15 protein-coding genes and 1 riboswitch are annotated in these 17664 nt (G+C 41.4%); of the genes, 6 read left to right on the top strand and 9 right to left on the bottom strand.

Annotated features, from left to right (window positions below; translation table 11 throughout):
- Positions 1 to 309 precede the first annotated feature (309 nt).
- Entirely contained in the window at positions 310 to 1227 is a 918-nt protein-coding gene (locus FD17_RS03045; RefSeq protein WP_057823476.1) for a helix-turn-helix domain-containing protein, read from the top strand.
- Positions 1228 to 1320: 93 nt separating this feature from the next.
- On the opposite strand, the gene FD17_RS03040 is transcribed toward FD17_RS03045, so the two are convergent.
- From FD17_RS03040 to FD17_RS03030, 3 genes are all read right to left on the bottom strand, one after another.
- A complete protein-coding gene (locus tag FD17_RS03040) occupies positions 1321 to 2877 on the bottom strand; it encodes an MFS transporter (protein WP_057823475.1) in 1557 nt (518 codons plus the stop codon).
- A gap of 12 nt (positions 2878 to 2889) precedes the next feature.
- Complete coding sequence (locus FD17_RS03035) at positions 2890 to 4827, bottom strand: hypothetical protein (RefSeq protein WP_057823474.1); 1938 nt, start codon at positions 4825 to 4827, stop codon at positions 2890 to 2892.
- Between the two features lie 612 nt (positions 4828 to 5439).
- Positions 5440 to 6078, bottom strand: coding sequence for a TetR/AcrR family transcriptional regulator (locus tag FD17_RS03030; RefSeq protein ID WP_057823472.1), 639 nt, complete (start codon positions 6076 to 6078; stop codon positions 5440 to 5442).
- Between the two features lie 103 nt (positions 6079 to 6181).
- On the opposite strand from FD17_RS03030, the gene FD17_RS03025 reads away from it, so the two are divergent.
- A complete protein-coding gene (locus FD17_RS03025; protein ID WP_057823471.1) occupies positions 6182 to 6736 on the top strand; it encodes a lysophospholipid acyltransferase family protein in 555 nt (184 codons plus the stop codon).
- Positions 6737 to 6748: 12 nt separating this feature from the next.
- Positions 6749 to 7798 (top strand): Mbeg1-like protein, encoded by a 1050-nt coding sequence (locus FD17_RS03020; RefSeq protein ID WP_057823469.1) that lies wholly within the window; start codon positions 6749 to 6751, stop codon positions 7796 to 7798.
- 246 nt (positions 7799 to 8044) lie between these two features.
- Here the strand turns inward: FD17_RS03020 and FD17_RS03015 are convergent, their stop codons facing one another.
- The 5 genes from FD17_RS03015 to FD17_RS02995 form a co-directional block, all read right to left on the bottom strand.
- Entirely contained in the window at positions 8045 to 8230 is a 186-nt protein-coding gene (locus tag FD17_RS03015) for an LBP_cg2779 family protein (protein WP_020281212.1), read from the bottom strand.
- Between the two features lie 76 nt (positions 8231 to 8306).
- Positions 8307 to 8621, bottom strand: coding sequence for a hypothetical protein (locus tag FD17_RS03010; RefSeq protein ID WP_057823468.1), 315 nt, complete (start codon positions 8619 to 8621; stop codon positions 8307 to 8309).
- A 75-nt stretch (positions 8622 to 8696) separates the two neighbouring features.
- Positions 8697 to 9350, bottom strand: coding sequence for an energy-coupling factor transporter transmembrane component T family protein (locus tag FD17_RS03005; protein ID WP_057823467.1), 654 nt, complete (start codon positions 9348 to 9350; stop codon positions 8697 to 8699).
- Entirely contained in the window at positions 9347 to 10777 is a 1431-nt protein-coding gene (locus FD17_RS03000) for an ABC transporter ATP-binding protein (protein WP_057823466.1), read from the bottom strand. The genes FD17_RS03005 and FD17_RS03000 overlap by 4 nt, the downstream gene beginning before the upstream one ends.
- Before the next feature lie 17 nt (positions 10778 to 10794).
- On the bottom strand, positions 10795 to 11385 hold the full coding sequence (locus FD17_RS02995) for an ECF transporter S component (protein WP_057823464.1): 591 nt from the start codon (positions 11383 to 11385) through the stop codon (positions 10795 to 10797).
- 135 nt (positions 11386 to 11520) lie between these two features.
- Positions 11521 to 11610: riboswitch (TPP riboswitch) on the bottom strand.
- A 109-nt stretch (positions 11611 to 11719) separates the two neighbouring features.
- Between FD17_RS02995 and FD17_RS02990 the strand changes: the two genes are divergently transcribed.
- Positions 11720 to 12526, top strand: a complete 807-nt coding sequence (locus FD17_RS02990) for an HAD-IIB family hydrolase (protein WP_057823463.1) — start codon at positions 11720 to 11722, stop codon at positions 12524 to 12526.
- Here FD17_RS02990 and FD17_RS02985 read toward each other — a convergent pair.
- Complete coding sequence (locus FD17_RS02985; protein WP_057823462.1) at positions 12518 to 13453, bottom strand: linear amide C-N hydrolase; 936 nt, start codon at positions 13451 to 13453, stop codon at positions 12518 to 12520. The genes FD17_RS02990 and FD17_RS02985 overlap by 9 nt on opposite strands.
- 306 nt (positions 13454 to 13759) lie before the next feature.
- Here FD17_RS02985 and FD17_RS02980 point away from each other — a divergent pair, with 306 nt between their 5' ends.
- Together FD17_RS02980 and FD17_RS02975 are read left to right on the top strand one after the other, a co-directional pair.
- Complete coding sequence (locus FD17_RS02980) at positions 13760 to 14389, top strand: LVIS_2131 family protein (protein WP_057823461.1); 630 nt, start codon at positions 13760 to 13762, stop codon at positions 14387 to 14389.
- 902 nt (positions 14390 to 15291) lie between these two features.
- A complete protein-coding gene (locus FD17_RS02975; RefSeq protein ID WP_057823460.1) occupies positions 15292 to 17658 on the top strand; it encodes a hypothetical protein in 2367 nt (788 codons plus the stop codon).
- Positions 17659 to 17664: the final 6 nt, after the last annotated feature.

Below are 17664 nucleotides of genomic sequence, written 5' to 3'. Positions count from 1 at the left end.
ACGAACAACCAAAATAAACTGAGATGAGGTTTCCCTGCTTTTTGGAAACCTTATCTCAGTTTTTAGGTTTTCATCAACTAAATTTTTTGCAGGAATGAGTTGGCATGTCAGATATTTTCCTTTGGGAGAAGGTTAATTGATGATGTCCTCTATTAACAGTAATCTAAAGAACCTAGCTTACATTCCCTCGGTTGGTGGGGGAATGTAAATGACGACTTTGTTAATTAAGTAGTCATTTTAATAAAAAGTATGTAGAATAAGAATGTAAGCGTTTACTAGAATACTGCAAATGAAATTTCAGGTGATAAAATGATCAAAGCACATGTTGTCAGAGATACGTTTATTCGAACTGAACTCAATTATATTGACCACCCACAAGCTCAAAGAGATATGCATTATCATCCTGAATGTGAACTGATGCTGATTCTTGATGGCGATGGTGAGTTTATTTACAATGGGCGTACCTATCCTGCCCAACCAGGTTCTTTATTTATTATTAAGCCTAATATTCCTCACAGAATTGATATGATGAACTCGAAAAGTCACACTCGAATTGTGATCGAATTTGATGGAAATTATACAGATACGAAGATGAAGGAATTAATCGGTTTTGGAACATTTGATTTCTTTGATAAATTTACCGGGGTATATCAACTGCCAAGTTCTATTTTACAGAATATTCAAAGGACAATGACGGTAATTGTAGATGAACAAATTAATAAGCGTCCCGGTTATCTTGAGATGATTGTCTGCAAACTTTGCCAGTTATTCTTACAAATCAATAGGGATGTTAAGTCTGATCGTAATCGGAAGGCGTCCTCACCAGAACAACTGGTTCAGACCGCCATTGAATATATCGAGGAACACCCCGCTGTTAGCTTGTCGCTTGCCGATATAAGTAAGGAATTGTTTGTAACACGGGAATATCTGAGTCGGATGTTTAAGAAATATAAAAATACAACTGTTCAAAAGTATATTAATCTTTCAAAATCTCGGACTGCCAAGGAGTTGCTGAATTCAACTGAAGATTCCATCGCAAAAATTGCGGATGAACTGGGATTTCAAAGCACTTCCTACTTTAGTACAGTTTTTAAAAATGAAACTGGGATGTCTCCCAGAAAGTATCGGGAATTTGTCAAAATCACAAACCAGTTGGAAAATGATTATAACAACCGAAACCTTAAATCAAAAAGGCTGTTAGATAAGCTGCATTTAAATGATGAGTAGATATTACCTACAACATATTCAATAACACAAAAATGTGGCTGAGATTGTTTAAATCTCAGCCACATTTTTATACATAAGCGCTAAATTAGGTGATTATTTTTTCCAAACTGTGATACTATCATAATCCATTCCAGATAGCTCGGTGATAACTTTCTTTACTGCGGGATCTGCGGATGACATGCTCCCACCATCTTTAAGACGATTAACTTCTGCGTTAACAATTTGTGAGGTTTGACGGTTAACTTTGAACTTGAATGCACCAAGCATCGCAACGATAATCAAAGCTCCAACCACCAAACTAATGATTCCGATGATCATCAGCTTAGCACTTGTTGGTTGTACCAAGATACCCGTTTTGGACTGGACAAAGCCAGCGGCATCTAACAATAAACCTACCACGATCGTTCCCAACGCGATGAATGTTTGCATAATGAACATCATTACCGATGCAAATACCCCTGAACGGTTTTCACCAGTGACAGCTGTATCAATATCGGGGATGAATGGGAACACATTCCACGGAATGAACCAGAGGATATATTGGCCAACGTTATACAAGAAGCAGGTGATACTTAGCCAAATGATCACATGCGGCGGTTGAATGAATGCAATTGCGGCAGTCGCCCCACATGCTACTAAGATTGGTAAGTATGCATACATATATAATGCTTTTGGGGTGATCTTTGTGATTGCCCATCCAGCAATGATGGTTACTGGAATTGAGACGAGACTAAACATACTCAGATAAGCTGCAGTCGATGATGATTGACCCATGACATCAATAATGTAGTATGCAAATACGGTTCCCCAAACTGAGGCAGCTAAGTACGAGGCACCAAAAATAAGCAGATGAATCCGAAATGCTTTAATTTTGAAAGTTGAAACGTAACTTTTGACTGCTGACATAAATAATGACCAGATATTTTTGTGTTGTTGTGAATGGGAAGCTTCAATTGCAGCCTCTTCTTTTGACACGAAATGTTCCCATGTGGTGAAATAAGTAACCAAGATAAGAACAAATGCTCCTGCAGAGAAAATGGTTTGAGCAGTGATGTATGGAATTGGGCTTGATTTTGGCCACATTTTAAACATTTGTGCGATAACCCACTGGATGACTGGTGCAAACGCCCCGGCAAAGACCATTCGAGAAGTGGATAATTTGGTCCTCTGATTGTAATCTTTTGTCATCTCATTTGAAAGTGTATCATATGGGATCTCAAGAAATGAGAGAAGCATATTTGTGAACAAATAAGTTAACAGGTAATAGAGGTAATTCATGTCCGGAACCCATTGAGTAATGGCTAACAGTGCGGCAGGGGCAGCCATAAAGATGAAGAAGTGTCGTCGACCAAACCGACGGCCAAACTTAAATTTATACAGCTTATCAGAAATATTTCCTGCCAGTAGGGTTGTGAATGCATCTATTACACGGCCAATTGCGAATATCGAAGCACCCTCTACGGCACTTAGACCACAAAAATTTGTGTAGAAGAAAAGGAGCCATGTAACCACCATACCCTGCATCGCCTGGCTATATGATGAGAAGACACCAAAGCCAATCGAGCGCCAGAAACCAATCTTCTTCTTTGATTGATAGATCCGTTTTGAACGGTATTCATCCCAACCGTCATGTAGATTTTGTTGATCCATTATGATTTCCTCCTAAAATTCATTATGTTTGAGGATATAGTATAATCCCCAATCTTGATCGTTTGCCCAGGGATCATAAAAGTGGGCAACTTCACCGTTTACTGTCATTGGGTAAATCATGGCATTTGAAGCACTGCCATCTTTTCTAAACAGACTGAGGATTGAACGGAATGATTTTCGGGCCTTGTGAGTATATTGATCAGTCCCGATCACCAATTCTGAATCGTAAAAGGCAAGTCCGGAAAGGGTTGTCCAATAGTGAGGGAAGGTGTCACCGAGCATTCGACGTTTTCCAAACCAATAACCGTCCCAATGCCTAATGGCAACTTCATTCATGTGATAGTCTGGTTGGAATCCTTCAAATAAATCTAACCCCATAAGCTGAAGTTGAGCTCCTTGTTGATACTTTTCTTCATCGGTCATGAGATACATGTCTGAAAGATATCTCGCAGCTGGAGCGACAATGCTCTGTTCATAGGAAACTTCGCTTTCAGGATAATTTTGTCCGGTTTCTTCGATAAAATCAGCGTGTCTTTTGTACATTTTGAGTAGTTTATCGGCGAGGTCGGTTTGTCCAGCTTGACGGAATGTTTTAATGGATTCGCGCATTGGCAGTCCAATGGGATAAAATTTGTCACCACCAAGTGAATAGAAGTGAACCATCAACTTAAAGTACCAGTTCAGGTATTGGCTGTCCTTTTCCAACTTGTACATTTCCAAAAAGAGGATTCCAATCCATGGGTAGTTATATAGGCGGGGCTGATCATTATTTCGTTGTACATCGTTATACACGGTTCCGTCATCCGGATTAAATAATTCCCTCGTAACGTAGTCAACGTATTTTGATAGGCTGGCGTGAAGCTTTTTATCAGGATGCGTTTGAAGATAGAGAGCGATTAACGCTCCCATGCCAACCCGTTCTCTGCCACCGTTATGGTCGTTAAGATGACTGTAATATTGGGCCTGTTCCTCATTGTCATAAATTAAATACGCACCATTTAAGTGGCCCTTGGGATCTATACACTGTTGTTTATTAACAATGAAATTGACCCGTGACTTTGCAATCTGGCTCAATGGCAGTGTTGCCAAAAACTTGGCTTTCGTTTTCGCACCACCCCAGGTGATTGTAAAGGTATATTCTCCTGATTGAATCACCGGATATTTTACCGAAACAGCTGAACCTTGAATCTCGTACTCGGCTCTTTCCCCGTTGCATAAGATTGTCGGTGGGGTTTCAGGTAAGTTGCCTCCAAACTGAGCCTGAAATTGAATTGGTTCATTACCGATTGTCACAAAGGCAGGAGAAGAGACGTGAATGTAATCTTGGGTGTTTAATAACCGCTTTTGGAAGTCTGCTTTATCTTGGAACCAAGTCAATTTCCAAACGAGTTCGTATGATTCTCCTGGATGAAGAATAAAGTTGTCCGGATGAAGAATCATCAGCCCACGATTATTGCTGACTTCCTCCTCTCGGCCTTTAAAATCATATCCTCTCTCAATGCTGTAGCTTTGTATGCCGCCATGTTGCACAATCAATCCCAAGTTGGGAGCCTCACCGCCTTGCCGAAGGCCCATGATGTAGCTTGAAGTATTTCCGCACCAAATATGGGCATTACAGCATTTGGTCAGACCAATGCTGGCTTTCGTGTAATAATCGGGGAATGGCGTGTAAATACCAATACCGTCGCTAAGCGTATAGATGTCAAAACTTGTGTTATTAGTAAACACCATTGTTTCCTCGAGATCGCCTGCGTCGGTGAACCTTCTAGTGACTTTCACGTCCAGGTCATATTTACAATGGACTTTACCCCAAACTGCACCAGGCTTAACCCAATCCATATGATGTTGGTCGTGTGGGTTTCCGATGCTGATAATTTGATTTTCAGAGTTTGTCTGTAATTCAAAATTTTTCGATTCTCCAGATAAGGGTGAATAATGAATTGTTTTCATTCGATCCTCCTGTAATTGATTAAAGGGTGTTCAATAATCAAAATAGTTAAAATTATTGCGACTTTTTTAAAAAACATTGGACATATAGCAGGTAAAACTTTGTTACGATATAGAAAGCGCTTTCTTGAATTGATTATAACGGACGATTGCCGGTATAGGAATACTTTGGAGCCTTTCGGTTAAGATCATGTAATATTTTATACGATTTTAAATATATTGACCTGAACTGTTTTTTTAGAAAATGTTGTGTTTGACAATCAACCATTTTCCAGAAATTACGAAGGCCGATAGTGTCCAAGTGTTTTGAATGGCGAGACGCACATAAACTATCTTGTAAGTGGAAGAATATTCGGCAGTTTACTTATGATGTATCTTGGCCTAAAGTGACAATTCCTGCTTTGCATGGGTTGATGTACCGGATTGTTATCGCTGAGGCGAACCAAAGAGGCTCCTGGTCAATTGTTGATGATTTTGTTGCAACCATAAACACAAAGTAAGCGAATGTGACATAAGTTCCTTAAAAAGAATCGGATCCATTCAAAATTCGTTTGAACTTTGAATGGATCCGATTTCGTGATTTTTGAGTTTTGTGAACCAGTCGACACCAATTGATCAATCAGCTTGCTTAAAATCAGTGGTGAATTCCCAAGTAGTGGAACTTAACTGATCAAAAGTATCTGTGGCAATTGTCAGCGTATTTTTGATTAGGCTGGCTGGCACGTCCAGCATACTGAGAAAGCTTGTCATGATGGTTGACGTAATGCGATTGATTGGCAGCTTCAAATTATCTTTGAAGCGATAAAGCTGTAGGCCACCACTTAACGCAAATAGCAATGCAGACCGGATCTTACTTTGATTACCCGTCAGAAGGTCGTGTTTGGTTAACCATTTTTGGAAATAGTTGATAAAGATGTCAAAAAGTTCATTGTTCTCGATGATCTCAATAATAAATTTGTGGATTTGCGGGTTTTGGGAAATAAATTTGAAAAACATCATTAAAAATGTCGCCAGCTTGGCATAAGTTTCCTCTACGGGAATGCTGGCAATCCATTGATTGAAATTCGCATACATAATTTGCTCCAGCAGGAGCGATTTTTTGGGGAAATAGTATTGAAGAAGTGATTTGCTGATACCGACTTCTTTGGCAATCTGACTGTAGGTAACTGCACTATAACCGTGTTGAATAAAGAGATTTTCAGTTGCACTCAATATTTCGACTCTTAAATTTTGATTGTCTTTTGTTTTTTTCATGGAGATACCTCTTGCATTAATTTGAATTGTCACTATACTAGTATAAAAAGATGCTCTTATACTAGTATAGTATCATATTTGACGTGAATAGTGGAGGGAAATAATGTTATATCATTTTGCCAGAGTTCTTCTAAAAATGTATTTTGCCATCTATCTTGGACCAATCAAAATTGTCGGTAAAGAGAATTTACCCGACATCAACTTTATTCTTGTGGCACCTCATCATTATTTGTGGGATGCACCGGTTCTTGCAGTGACACTCGTTTCAACCACGTTCTTCTTCATGGCCAAAAAGGAATTGTTTTCAAACTTCTTTTTCGGAACCCTTCTTGGTCATTTGAATGCATTCCCGGTTGACCGTAAAAAGCCTGGAACCCGAAGTATTAAAATGCCGATCAGAGAATTAAGACGTGGTTCAAAGTCGATGATCATCTTTCCAACTGGTTCCCGGTTTTCAACTCAAATCAAACCTGGTTATCTAATGATTGCCCATGCGAGTCAGGTACCGGTTGTTCCGGCAACAATCAAGCATTCCAAGTGGGGACAAACTGTCATTGAAATTGGTAGACCGTATTTCGTCAACGAGGCAGTTAATAGCCGAACCAAGGAGAATCACTATCAGAATCTGTTGGATGCATACGAAAGCATCGGAGCTTAAGGAGTTATGTTAATGAATTTAGTCGATTACGTTATCAAAAATGCAAATACAAGTTTTCAGGATCTGCCATTTAACCAAGTTGACAGTGCCGTTCTCTCTCAAGCCAGTTACCTGGACTTTAACGTGGCTAGTGGGAAGACATTGGGTGAACTAGCTGTCAGCAGCCGGTCGGAGAACTTGTACGAAGGGACTTGGAACCCTCAAGGCAACCGAGACCTGGTTGAAGCATTCCAAAGCAGCAAAAGATTTGGTGGTATTAGGTGGACTGAATTTGTAAATGTCACAGATTGCGACAAGCAATACCAGTTTTCCGCCGTTACCTATCACCTGAGCGATAATCTTTGCTTTATTGCCTACCGTGGCACGGTGGCCAGTGTTGTTGGCTGGAAAGAAGATTTGAACATGTCGTTCATGCAGACAATTCCATCCCAAAAGATGGCAGTGGCCTATTTCATGGCTGTTAACAAGAAGAACCCAAATTGTCAGTTCATCCTCGGCGGGCATTCCAAAGGCGGCAATTTGGCAGAATTTGTTGCGGCTCAACTTCCCAATGATTTAAAAGACAAAATTAAGATGGTTTATAATCTTGATGGTCCTGGGTTTCGGAATGATCTATCATCAAAGACAGACGCGAAAGTGCTGAAGATGATGCCAAAAAATTCAGTGATTGGGGCCATTCTTGATGAAAGTTCAGATTACCAAGTTGTAAAAAGTTCCAAAGTCGGCATTCGTCAACACGATTTGTTTACATGGCAGGTTTCCGGAACGGCCTTCATTGAAGAACCAGATATCAGCAGGCTCTCAAAAGGCGTCAGCTCATTATCCAGCAAATTTGTGGTTGATTTGGAAGATTCCGCAAAAGAGTTTTACTTGGACAAGTTGTTCAGTATGATTTCGATTAATGAAAATACTTATTGGCGGGAAGTCATGACCACTCGGAATGGCTGGCTGGTAGTTCAAAGGTTTTTACAAACCGATGCGGAAACCAAACGAAAGTTGTTTAAAACGACTGTTCAGCTGCTGTCGTTGGCGGTGGCTCGGGATGCTTCGGGTAGTCGGTAATGGGTGTAATGAAAGTTAATATGTATGAAATAAGGACTGAAGCGGTTGGCTTCAGTCCCTTTTGTTTTGTGGAATTTGTTTGTGGTTTTAGATTTGAGTGGAGCTTCTTCTGTGCTTTGCTTCTCTCTAGCCGAAACGTGCTCCCTGGGGCAGCAACCTGCATCTAAGGCACTTCGAACGAAAATCAAACTCGATTTCCGTCCAAAGTACCTTAGACACTGGTTGCTAACCGCCCCAGTCCGCACTCTACCGAACAAACTGTTCAATCGTTCTCTTTTCGTCCGGTGTGGGGTCTGATTCCATTGACTTGATATTGTGGAGGCGTTCAACTGATATGTGCAGGTTAAATGCTAACGCTGTATCGGGCATATCGTTCTTCTTTTGATAATTGATAATTTCTTCTGCTAAGGTACTAAATTTTTCTGCCATCATAATTCTCCTCCATCAATTCGCATTTCAACGATGTTCTATAAATCCATTATACCAATAATTGAAATTTTGACACAGATTAACGATGCTTGAGCCCATATTCCATTAATGCCATCGCGATCAGAGCAATCACAATTGCGACCCACAGCTTATTGGTTTGAATATAAAAGTAGTACAGTAGGCCTAATCCAACCACAGCCTGACCGGCATATCGTTCCCACCGGTTGGGCAGGGACAGGAATGCCAATCCGATCGCTAAAATGATCGAACCGATCAAGACGACCTTGGCGCTGTCCAGCGAGCCAAACTGATTGACCAACCCATAAATATCAACAATAAGTCCTACGACCAACGAAAAAATACCAAACGCAAATGCAAATAGATTTGCCCGCATAAAAAACGCCTTCTTCCAATTTTCACTCTCTGATTTAATTATAAGTCAAAAAATGAAATGTTGGAATAACAGCGTTTAGTATCTGATGAAGAATAACAGGACTTGAACGATTATCAGTAAAACAAAGAACAGTGTCCAGTCGAGGGCTGTGATGCGGATTATCTTATAATGAGTCCGCTCATAATCTTCTACAAATCCGTGAGAAGTCATGGCTTCAGCAAGATTTTGCGACCACTGAATGGCTGACAGAATGGACTTGAAATACAGCTTTGGTGACCAGAAGTGAAGCGCCTCGCCACGCATTAATGCCGATGTTTTGATGATTTGAACTTCCTCGACAATTTTTGGCATCAGGTTAAATGCGGCCAGAACACCGTACGCAAATTTGGAAGGCAGGTGAAAATCCTGCTCCAGTGTTAGTGACAGGTCGGTAATACTGCTGGTAAGCGTGAATGTGGCACCTAAAAATACATAGGCATAGATACGGGTGAACAGGATCCATGCAAAGTGAATGCCGGCACTACCATACAGCCATTGAGATACGAAAAGTCCAACGGCAGGAAACAGCGGCCAGAAGATGATGCCCAGTAAGGCTTTCATTCTGATATGCTGGGTCAAGATATACACAAAACTGACCGCAATTAAGATACAGTTAACAATTAAGCTCTGGGTAAATGAAATTTCCAAAGCTATCAGCATCACTAATAATAGTTTCATTCCAGGATTCATTTGATAACCTCCTGGTAAGCCAGATTTTGATTTTTAAAAGTTGCGTGATAATCAATCAGAGTGTCCAAACCGGATAATTGATGAGAAATAATGATCTGGGTTTGGTGGAAATCCTTTTTGGCACGGTTCAAGAAACCGACAACGACTTCCAATGAATGGTAATCCAGTCCTTTAAAGGGTTCGTCCATCAATAATACCGGTGGATTCATGATTAACATTTCGATAATCTGAAGCTTCTTCTTCTGTCCTTCACTGAGTGAATAGACGATCCGGTCGTCTCGGCCAGCCATATCAAGCTTGTTGAGCATGTCGTCAACGTCAGCTTGGGTATAGTCGGTGTTGGTTCGATTAGCCAGCGACAGGTCAAGCTCTTCTTTAACAGTAATGTTCAAAAATTGATTTTCTGCATCCTGAAAGAGCAGCGTCACATTTTTTGCATATGGTAACGGCCGGATTTTCTTGATATCCTTGCCGTCAAAGACAATGGTGCCTTCATATGGCAGGAGTTTGGTTAAAGCGTTGAACAGGGTTGATTTACCAATTCCATTGGCACCGGTGATCAAAGTTGTTTTTTGTTTATAAAAGTCCAAATGATTCAGCTTTAATAACAAAGAGTGATGGGGTTCCAACTTAAAATCATTGATTTTAAGAATGGAATTGTCATCACCACTTGGCACCTCAACTTTCTTGTTGATGGTTTGAGTTGACTCAAAATTCTTGAAGAAATGTTCGGCCTGCTCATCATCCAAAAGATTGATGTGGTGGGTATCGGGATCCAAGTAGTAGAATTCATCGACCAAATTGCGGTAACTGGTCAAATCATGATCGGCCAGAATGATGGTTTTCCCATGTTTTTCCTGGAGGATCTTCAATTTGTTGATCAGATCCTCACGTGAGTCCGGGTCAATGCTGGCGAATGGTTCGTCCAAGACGATGACTTGTGGATCCATTGCCACGATACAGGCCAACGCGACCCGCTGCTTTTCACCACCGGATAAGGTGTTGATGACCCGCGACCGCAGTCGTTTGATGCCACAGAATTCCAGGGCATGGGTGATAATATCATCCATCTTATCCGGGGCAATTCGCAGATTTTCCAAAACAAAGGTCATTTCGTGAACGACCGTGTCCATGGCAAACTGCTGGTTGGGATTCTGGAACATCATTGCGACAGATTGGCTGACCTTTTCTCTGGGGATATCCTTGATATTGGTATCGCCAAATTTGATTTCCCCAACCGCGTCATTGCCGCTAAAGTGCGGATACAATCCAGCAATAAAGTACAATAAGGTTGATTTGCCGCTGCCGGAAGGGCCTGAAAGCAATGAGAAGTGATGACTCTTGAATGTGATATTAATATCGTTCAATACTTTAACGTCACTCTCCGGATAGTGGAAAGTGAAGTGGTTAATCGAAACATCAGTCATTATCAAAACCCCTATAATTACAAATTGATTGCTTTACTACGATCCAATAACTTAACGATCATCTTGGTCAAAACGCCGGCAAAGATGAAGGTTGAGATATAACGGGTAACAAATAATCCCAAGAGCAATGGCAGACTGAATTTGTCATAACCATTTCGAATCATGTCCCAGGCAAATGTCACAACAACAGTCGTAAAGATTGATGCGTTCAGACCGAACCAGTCGTAACGTTTGTAGGCTGTCAAAGTAAATCCAAGTTCGGATGCAATTCCTTGAACCAGTCCGGAAATAAAGGCACCGGCACCCCATTGGCCACCGAGAAAGACTTCAACAGAAGCGCCCAGGAATTCACCAAGAAAGGCTGAACCGAATGTGCGGATAATAAATCCTGTCAGTGGGCCGGCCATGCACCAAAGACCCATTAACAAGTCATTGGCGAATGGAGCCATTCCAAATGGGGTAAGAGCAACGGTCAAAGCGGTGTACAGGAAGCCGGCTCCCCAAAAAATAATACCAGTAAAAATAGCAATTAATGCAATTAAAATAATGTTTCTAAGCGTCCATTGGCTTTGCTTTTTGCCAGTGGTTGCCTGATTCTTGTTATCCATAACAAGACCTCCAAATAAAATTTTGATCGAATCGTTCTCTGGAAGCCTTACCGCTGAGCACACAAAGAGGCCAGGTACAAAACTGTTGTTTTGCCCTGACCTCAGAAAATCATCTAAATGCAATTAATCCATCTGAATACAACGGAACATGCTCCCTTCGCTGGTATTATCCAGATCAGGTTCGATGGGTTTTTCTCAGCCGATAAGGCACCCCAGATAGTTGTATGATCAAATTTAGTATACAAGATATAAAATTAATTTACAAACGAAACTATTCCCTTAAAATAAGAGTGTAACCAATTTTTGAAATTTAAAATATTTAGGAGGAGCCATTGTGGTGAAAGTTATCGCGAGCGACATGGACGGCACTTTTTTAAATGATCAGGGAACTTTTGACGAGGATCAATTCCAGCAGCAGCTGGATCAGCTGGGGGAAAAAGGGATGCACTTCATCTCGGCTTCCAGCAATCAATACCAGCATCTGTTGGGATTATTCAAGAATGTCCACGGCCCCATCTCATATGTTTGTAACAACGGCGCACTGGTCATCGATGAGCGCGGCGTGATTGTTCATGAAGAAATTATTGATCATCTGATTTTGAAAAAGGCCTTGGATTGGATCTTCAGTGAGCCCAGCTTTGCAGGTGCCGAGGTGATTCTGGTAGGACGAAATGGGACATACTGCAACTTGCCCGAAGATTCCGATCGTTTCCAAGCGTCTAAATATTTCTATGAAGACATGCAGTCAATGGCCGATTTGCGGCTGGTCTTCGACTCAATTTATAAGCTGGATATTACCTGGGAAGAAGGCGGGGTTCTCAAACGCCAAGATGAATTTAATCACAAATTCAGCGGCCGATTGAACGCTATTTCTTCCGGTATGAATGGGCTGGACATCATGGCCGATGGCACCGATAAGCTGACCGGGGTTGAGATGCTGCTTGAATCATGGGACCTGAGTCTTAACGACGTGGCAGCCTTTGGTGACAACGGCAACGATTTTGAAATGGTCAATGCTGTTCAAGAAGGCTATGCAATGAAAAATTCTGCAGCGGATTTACTGCAGAAAGTTGAAAATGTGACTGAGTATTCCAATAATGATCAGGGCGTCCAACGAAAAATCGACGAGTATCTAAGCTAAGAATCGGCTGGCATCTGGGTATAATTTAACCAAGTCGCTTAATGAGAAACTAAGCAGCTGCTCAGAATCATGATACCTGAAGTAGTAAGTCTGATCGGTGGAATCCAATACGGAAATGTAATGCGTATAGTTGAAGCTGGGATGGTCGTTCATCGATGGCTTGTAAGGGATGGAGACTTCATCCAGTACATTGAACAGGCGATTTCTAGCCTCAAACTGAGTGTGGCTTTCCTGGCCACCAAGTTTGTTGACAGCTGCTACCAGAAAACGGGTGGTTGGCGTGTTGGTTGCCTTTGGCAGGTCTTGGGTGAGAATAAGCTGTTCGGCTTTATCAGCCAATTCTTGTTCGGATGTTGCCTGCAGTTTCTTCTCTAATTTCTGCATGTGTTCCGGGTAAGTCGGTGAGTTGGTCATGACACCAATCGAGTTGTCGATGACTTCCAAGCCGTTAATGGTTGGCTCAATGATCAGAGTTTGACCGGTCTTATCGGTTAAAATCCAGTGAAACGAGAAAACTTCACGGCCAGCCATCCAATATTTGCCGATTAGTGCGATGTTATCGAGATCAGACTTAACCTCATCAAGTGAGGCATGCTCGCCCAATACCCATGGTAAAAAGTCCTGAGGTGTTAAATTGAGCTTGTCGTCGACTTCTTTATCCAAGTAATGAGCTTTCAGCGGAAACATCAATTCCGCACAGCTTAGACCCTGCGTGTTGACGCCGTCGGCAACCAAAATGTTGTCATTTTCTTCAGTCCGGCCTCCGCCAATGTATGGATACTTAATGGGACGGGTTCCAGATAAAGCGGTTTCATAATTTGGCTGATTAATGAGAACTGGTCGCCATGCCGCTTTAACAGGAAAGTCCATGGTTCGGGCCAACAGGACGTGTTCGTTCAATGTTTGTAGTGTGAGACTGGTGCACATGTGGGTCACCTCGTTGGTTGATTTTAGTTGGTACGATATACATCAAATATAACACGAATCATGTGGAGTGGTGTTTGGCTTACACTAAACGTGCTCGTCGGACCAGCAATCTACGTCCAAGCCAGCATTAGACGAAAGCAAAAACGTGCTCCCAGGAGCAATAATCTGCACATAAGCCTACCACAATCAAAATCAAACTCGATTTTGACCGCGGCAGACTTATGCTCCGATTATTCCCGCTCCTGCTCGCACTCTATAATTTTTTAGTGTAAACTTAAGCTATCAAAGAGAAAAAGGGGAATGATTATGAAATCCGCCTGGAATTTAGTGGGAATGGCTTTGTGGCTGCTCCTGATTGTTTACTTTGCATACATTATTCACGATATGCGGGCACGCCGCCTGCGGTTAATCGTGACTGAAAAAAAGAGTTTCTCGTGGCACAATTTTTGGATTTCATTTAGTGAATTGGCAATATTTTTAGTATTCTTGTGGGGAATGTCATATTCAACATTCTTCCTGGATGTTAAAAAAATGGACCAGAACCGAATTACCACCAGTTATTCGTATAAACCATTGATTATCCGCTACCGGGCCGACCAGTCCGATTATGTAACGGTCAAGAATGGTGTCGGTCGAAAGCCGATCCAAAACTATACATTTTACGTTGATGGCGGCAAGTACCTGGTGAACAGCACGAATGCCACAGTGGTTTACGGCAAGAGTAATTTGAACGTTCAGGCCGAAAGCTACAAGTGGAACAAGGAGTGGCTGGACCATTTGGATACCAGATACCAGAAGGCGTGGGTAGCGACCGTTACCACCACGTATAAGAAGAACTTGTTCAACGGAATCGGATTGCATGCCGGAAGACAGGCCGATCGGTTTAGCTTGATCCGGATACCGGATAAGTCGTTTATGAATACAGTGGGCGAGTAGCTCCGGGAGATCCTGAGCATTAAGAGAATAACCGAGATGATAAACGGGCTCTGTTTATCGTCTCGGTTATTTTTTTAAGCGGAGGGATCTGGAGCTAGGAGCCGTCCTCAGAGTAGACTGAATCGCAAAATGACATTAACGTCCCATCCGGGAGATCCTGGAGTGTAACCGGAAAAATTCGATGGGAAACGAACCTGTGTTTCCCGTCGGATTTTTTTGGTTACATGCAAGGATCTGAGTTTATTTGCCGTCCTCGGAGTAGGCTGAACCCCAAAAGAAAATAAAAAACCATCCTCGGGAGATCCTGAGCATTAAGAGAATAACTGAGATGATAAACGGGTCTTGTTTATCGTCTCAGTTGTTTTTTTAAACGGAGGGATCTGGAACTAGGGGCCGTTTTCAGAGAGGACGAATTACCTAAAATCGGATCGAAACCAAAACCAACGATAATAACAGCTGAGGAACTCATGAAGTATCCATAATTCAAAATTCAAAAGTCCATTAGCGAATCATATGATCAGTGCCAACTTAGTTGGATGAACACTGGTTTTTATGACTTTTTGTCATCAAACTAATCCCTCACAGAATAGCGGAAATGGTCACCTGCTGTGAAGAATCATAAATTGATTGTGATACTTTTTAACTGGGCCTGTCAACTAATATAGCCAGTGATTGCCTTGCATCAGCAATCACTAACTTATATATATTGAAAGGTATTGTAAAATTTGTGAATTTTTATAAATACAATTCATTTTATTTTAAAATATTTCACACATATTATATAAACATTGTATCTGAAATCCCATTCCTATCAGACTTGATACGTTTTATGATTACATCGTAAGCGTTTCCAGCAAATTAAATGCTTGAAACAATTCCACAAAACAAAGGAGGATTTAATAATGAAGTCCAAATTTTTAAATGTTTCCCAGAATGATCGGGGGGCAATTACAAATTTACAAATTACCAATGATTCATCAAATATGAACTGGGTGATTGACCCGGAATATCTGAAATCATTGAATTATGATGACTTTGATAAACTATTTGGTGAGTTTAATATTACGATCAATGGTCAAAAGTATCGAAGTATCGATGAGAAACCGGATGTTGTAATCAATGATACTGACAGTTCGATTACATATCACATTGCTCAATTGGCGTTAACACAACATTTTGAATTGGTTGATCATTCATTGCGTTGGAACTTTAGCATCAATAACATCGGCACCGATAAAGTGACTATCGATAATCTTGGACTTTGGGTCAGCTTGGCTTATGTCATGTTCAGAGACAAGAATGTTCATCGGAATGCGAACCAGTCTGCCGCCGTATTTCCATCTATTTCTCGAAATTATACCAAGCTCGCAGCAGTTCGCAGAGATAACACAAAGCCTAACATGGGGCTCTATCAGTTAAGTGGCAGTGTCTTATCAGTGGGAACATACAATGAATATACCAATCGCTTTTTTGAAAACGTTTCCCCATCTTTGGACGGCATGTTGTTTCATGAAATTATCTTAGCAGGTGGATATGATTCTGATAAGCGTCCTCATAAGGATTGGATTTATCCACAAAATAAGGTGTCCGTTGAACCTGGCAAATCGCTTTCATGGACTTTTGCTCTTCAACCATTTGAAGATGAGAATGACTTTTATGATGTCGCTATGTCATATGGGCATCCACGGATTAGCTTTGAGCCGTTGATCCAAGAAAGTCAGAAGCAAATTTTTGAAATTCATTTAGCCGATCATCAGAAAATTCGTCAGATCGTGATTAAATACAATAATGGCCGCAAACTTGTTGAAGAGGACATCACTAACAGTCTTGATGGCGAGAAGCTGATATATTCTCCAAACGGCTATGGAGAGCATGAGATTATTGTCACATTTAACGACGGTACTTCCGACATGGGCGTCTTTAATGTGATGAGTTCAGTTCGGCAACTACTTAGAAATCGTGCAGATTATGTTTCTAAACACTCTTATTCTGGTAAGAATGGCAAGGTTCCATATAGTTTTGGCCCGGTTTCAAACCAAGGTGAATCCCTTGGGAAGATGACTTTTATCATCCAGGAGTGTCTTCTTGATGACCAAGTGAGTGATCCTGCAAAGAAGATTCAACAGGTTGAGGAAAGTGCTGTTAAATATGTTCGACCAAAGTGGTTCATTGATGGAGACTTTATCCATCCACGCAAGTTGTATGGCGAATTTTATCGCGTAATGGACTTTGAATACATTGGTCACTTATTCTACATGCTATCCAAAGTTCCGGCAAAATATTTAAAACTCCATTCACCAAAAGAATACTTAGCATGGGCTGCAAAAGTATTCGACATGCGGGTTAATCCGGATCTTCATGATAATCAACGAGGAAAAGAGGAAGCCCAAATGCTGGGTCTTTACTTCTTGTACATTGAAGACTTGTTGAGGGATGTTAAGGCTGCTGGACTTGATCAGGAGTATTCCGAGATTTCAAAATCATGGGCAGCGGTTACTAACAGAGTCGCGAAAACCAGTAGCACCCTGGCAGCAGCTATGACGGAGCACTTCTTTGATAATGCTGGATTTGGTCCAGCCGCTGGTGCGCTAGCCTTAACTGGAAAGACCGATGCAGCAAAAACTTATGGAGAACTATTGAAGGCAAATATTGGTTTTAGCAATGATTTCCGTTCTCAGAGCCCTGATCGTTGGTGGGAGGCACTATCCTATATGATTCATTCGTTATGGGGTGGTGTTACAGCAGCGTCCGCCCAGATGACCGGAGAATCTCTTCAAGACGTTGAATTGGTTGAGGCTGGTTATCGGGCAACTAATGCTGTTCTCTATATGTATGATTCAAATGCATCAACGACTGACAGAGTTTTGAAACCGGGTGAAGCGGCTTCTACGTACAGTATTGCGGGACCAAACTTGAACCGTCCAGATTTATCGAGAAACCGGTTTGGCCAGTCAATCTTCGCATCCGATGGTGGGATTTTCAGTCGATTGTTCCCTGACGGATACACTGGTGAGGATGATTGGGACATGGGTGAGGAACTAGTTGCCTACCTTAACGGTTTTGGCCAAACTACGTATATATATTCTGATTCCGAGGGTCAATATCATGCAATTAACGGTTCGATGACCAAGCTTTCTAATGATCGTAATGAGTTGAAAAGCTTTGCTCCATATACTCATAAGTACGTTAATCTCAGTTCAAATGAGAAGTTATTTACATCAAGCCGTCGCGTTATTTTAGATCCCAAAACGGGACAATTTCATGAATGAATTTAG

This window comes from Lentilactobacillus sunkii DSM 19904 (genome assembly GCF_001435575.1).
Taxonomy (GTDB): Bacteria; Bacillota; Bacilli; order Lactobacillales; family Lactobacillaceae; genus Lentilactobacillus; species Lentilactobacillus sunkii.
This window is presented reverse-complemented; position numbering and strand designations above follow the sequence as displayed.

Coding starts and splice junctions, on each gene's coding strand:
- FD17_RS03010 (WP_057823468.1), bottom strand. CDS start 8,621: ATGCGGGCAAATCTATTTGCATTTGCGTTTGGTATTTTTTCGTTGGTC.
- FD17_RS02980 (WP_057823461.1), top strand. CDS start 13,760: ATGAAATCCGCCTGGAATTTAGTGGGAATGGCTTTGTGGCTGCTCCTG.
- FD17_RS03045 (WP_057823476.1), top strand. CDS start 310: ATGATCAAAGCACATGTTGTCAGAGATACGTTTATTCGAACTGAACTC.
- FD17_RS03030 (WP_057823472.1), bottom strand. CDS start 6,078: ATGAAAAAAACAAAAGACAATCAAAATTTAAGAGTCGAAATATTGAGT.
- FD17_RS03040 (WP_057823475.1), bottom strand. CDS start 2,877: ATGGATCAACAAAATCTACATGACGGTTGGGATGAATACCGTTCAAAA.
- FD17_RS03015 (WP_020281212.1), bottom strand. CDS start 8,230: ATGATGGCAGAAAAATTTAGTACCTTAGCAGAAGAAATTATCAATTAT.
- FD17_RS03025 (WP_057823471.1), top strand. CDS start 6,182: ATGTTATATCATTTTGCCAGAGTTCTTCTAAAAATGTATTTTGCCATC.
- FD17_RS02985 (WP_057823462.1), bottom strand. CDS start 13,453: ATGTGCACCAGTCTCACACTACAAACATTGAACGAACACGTCCTGTTG.
- FD17_RS03005 (WP_057823467.1), bottom strand. CDS start 9,350: ATGAATCCTGGAATGAAACTATTATTAGTGATGCTGATAGCTTTGGAA.
- FD17_RS03020 (WP_057823469.1), top strand. CDS start 6,749: ATGAATTTAGTCGATTACGTTATCAAAAATGCAAATACAAGTTTTCAG.
- FD17_RS02975 (WP_057823460.1), top strand. CDS start 15,292: ATGAAGTCCAAATTTTTAAATGTTTCCCAGAATGATCGGGGGGCAATT.
- FD17_RS03000 (WP_057823466.1), bottom strand. CDS start 10,777: ATGACTGATGTTTCGATTAACCACTTCACTTTCCACTATCCGGAGAGT.
- FD17_RS03035 (WP_057823474.1), bottom strand. CDS start 4,827: ATGAAAACAATTCATTATTCACCCTTATCTGGAGAATCGAAAAATTTT.
- FD17_RS02995 (WP_057823464.1), bottom strand. CDS start 11,385: ATGGATAACAAGAATCAGGCAACCACTGGCAAAAAGCAAAGCCAATGG.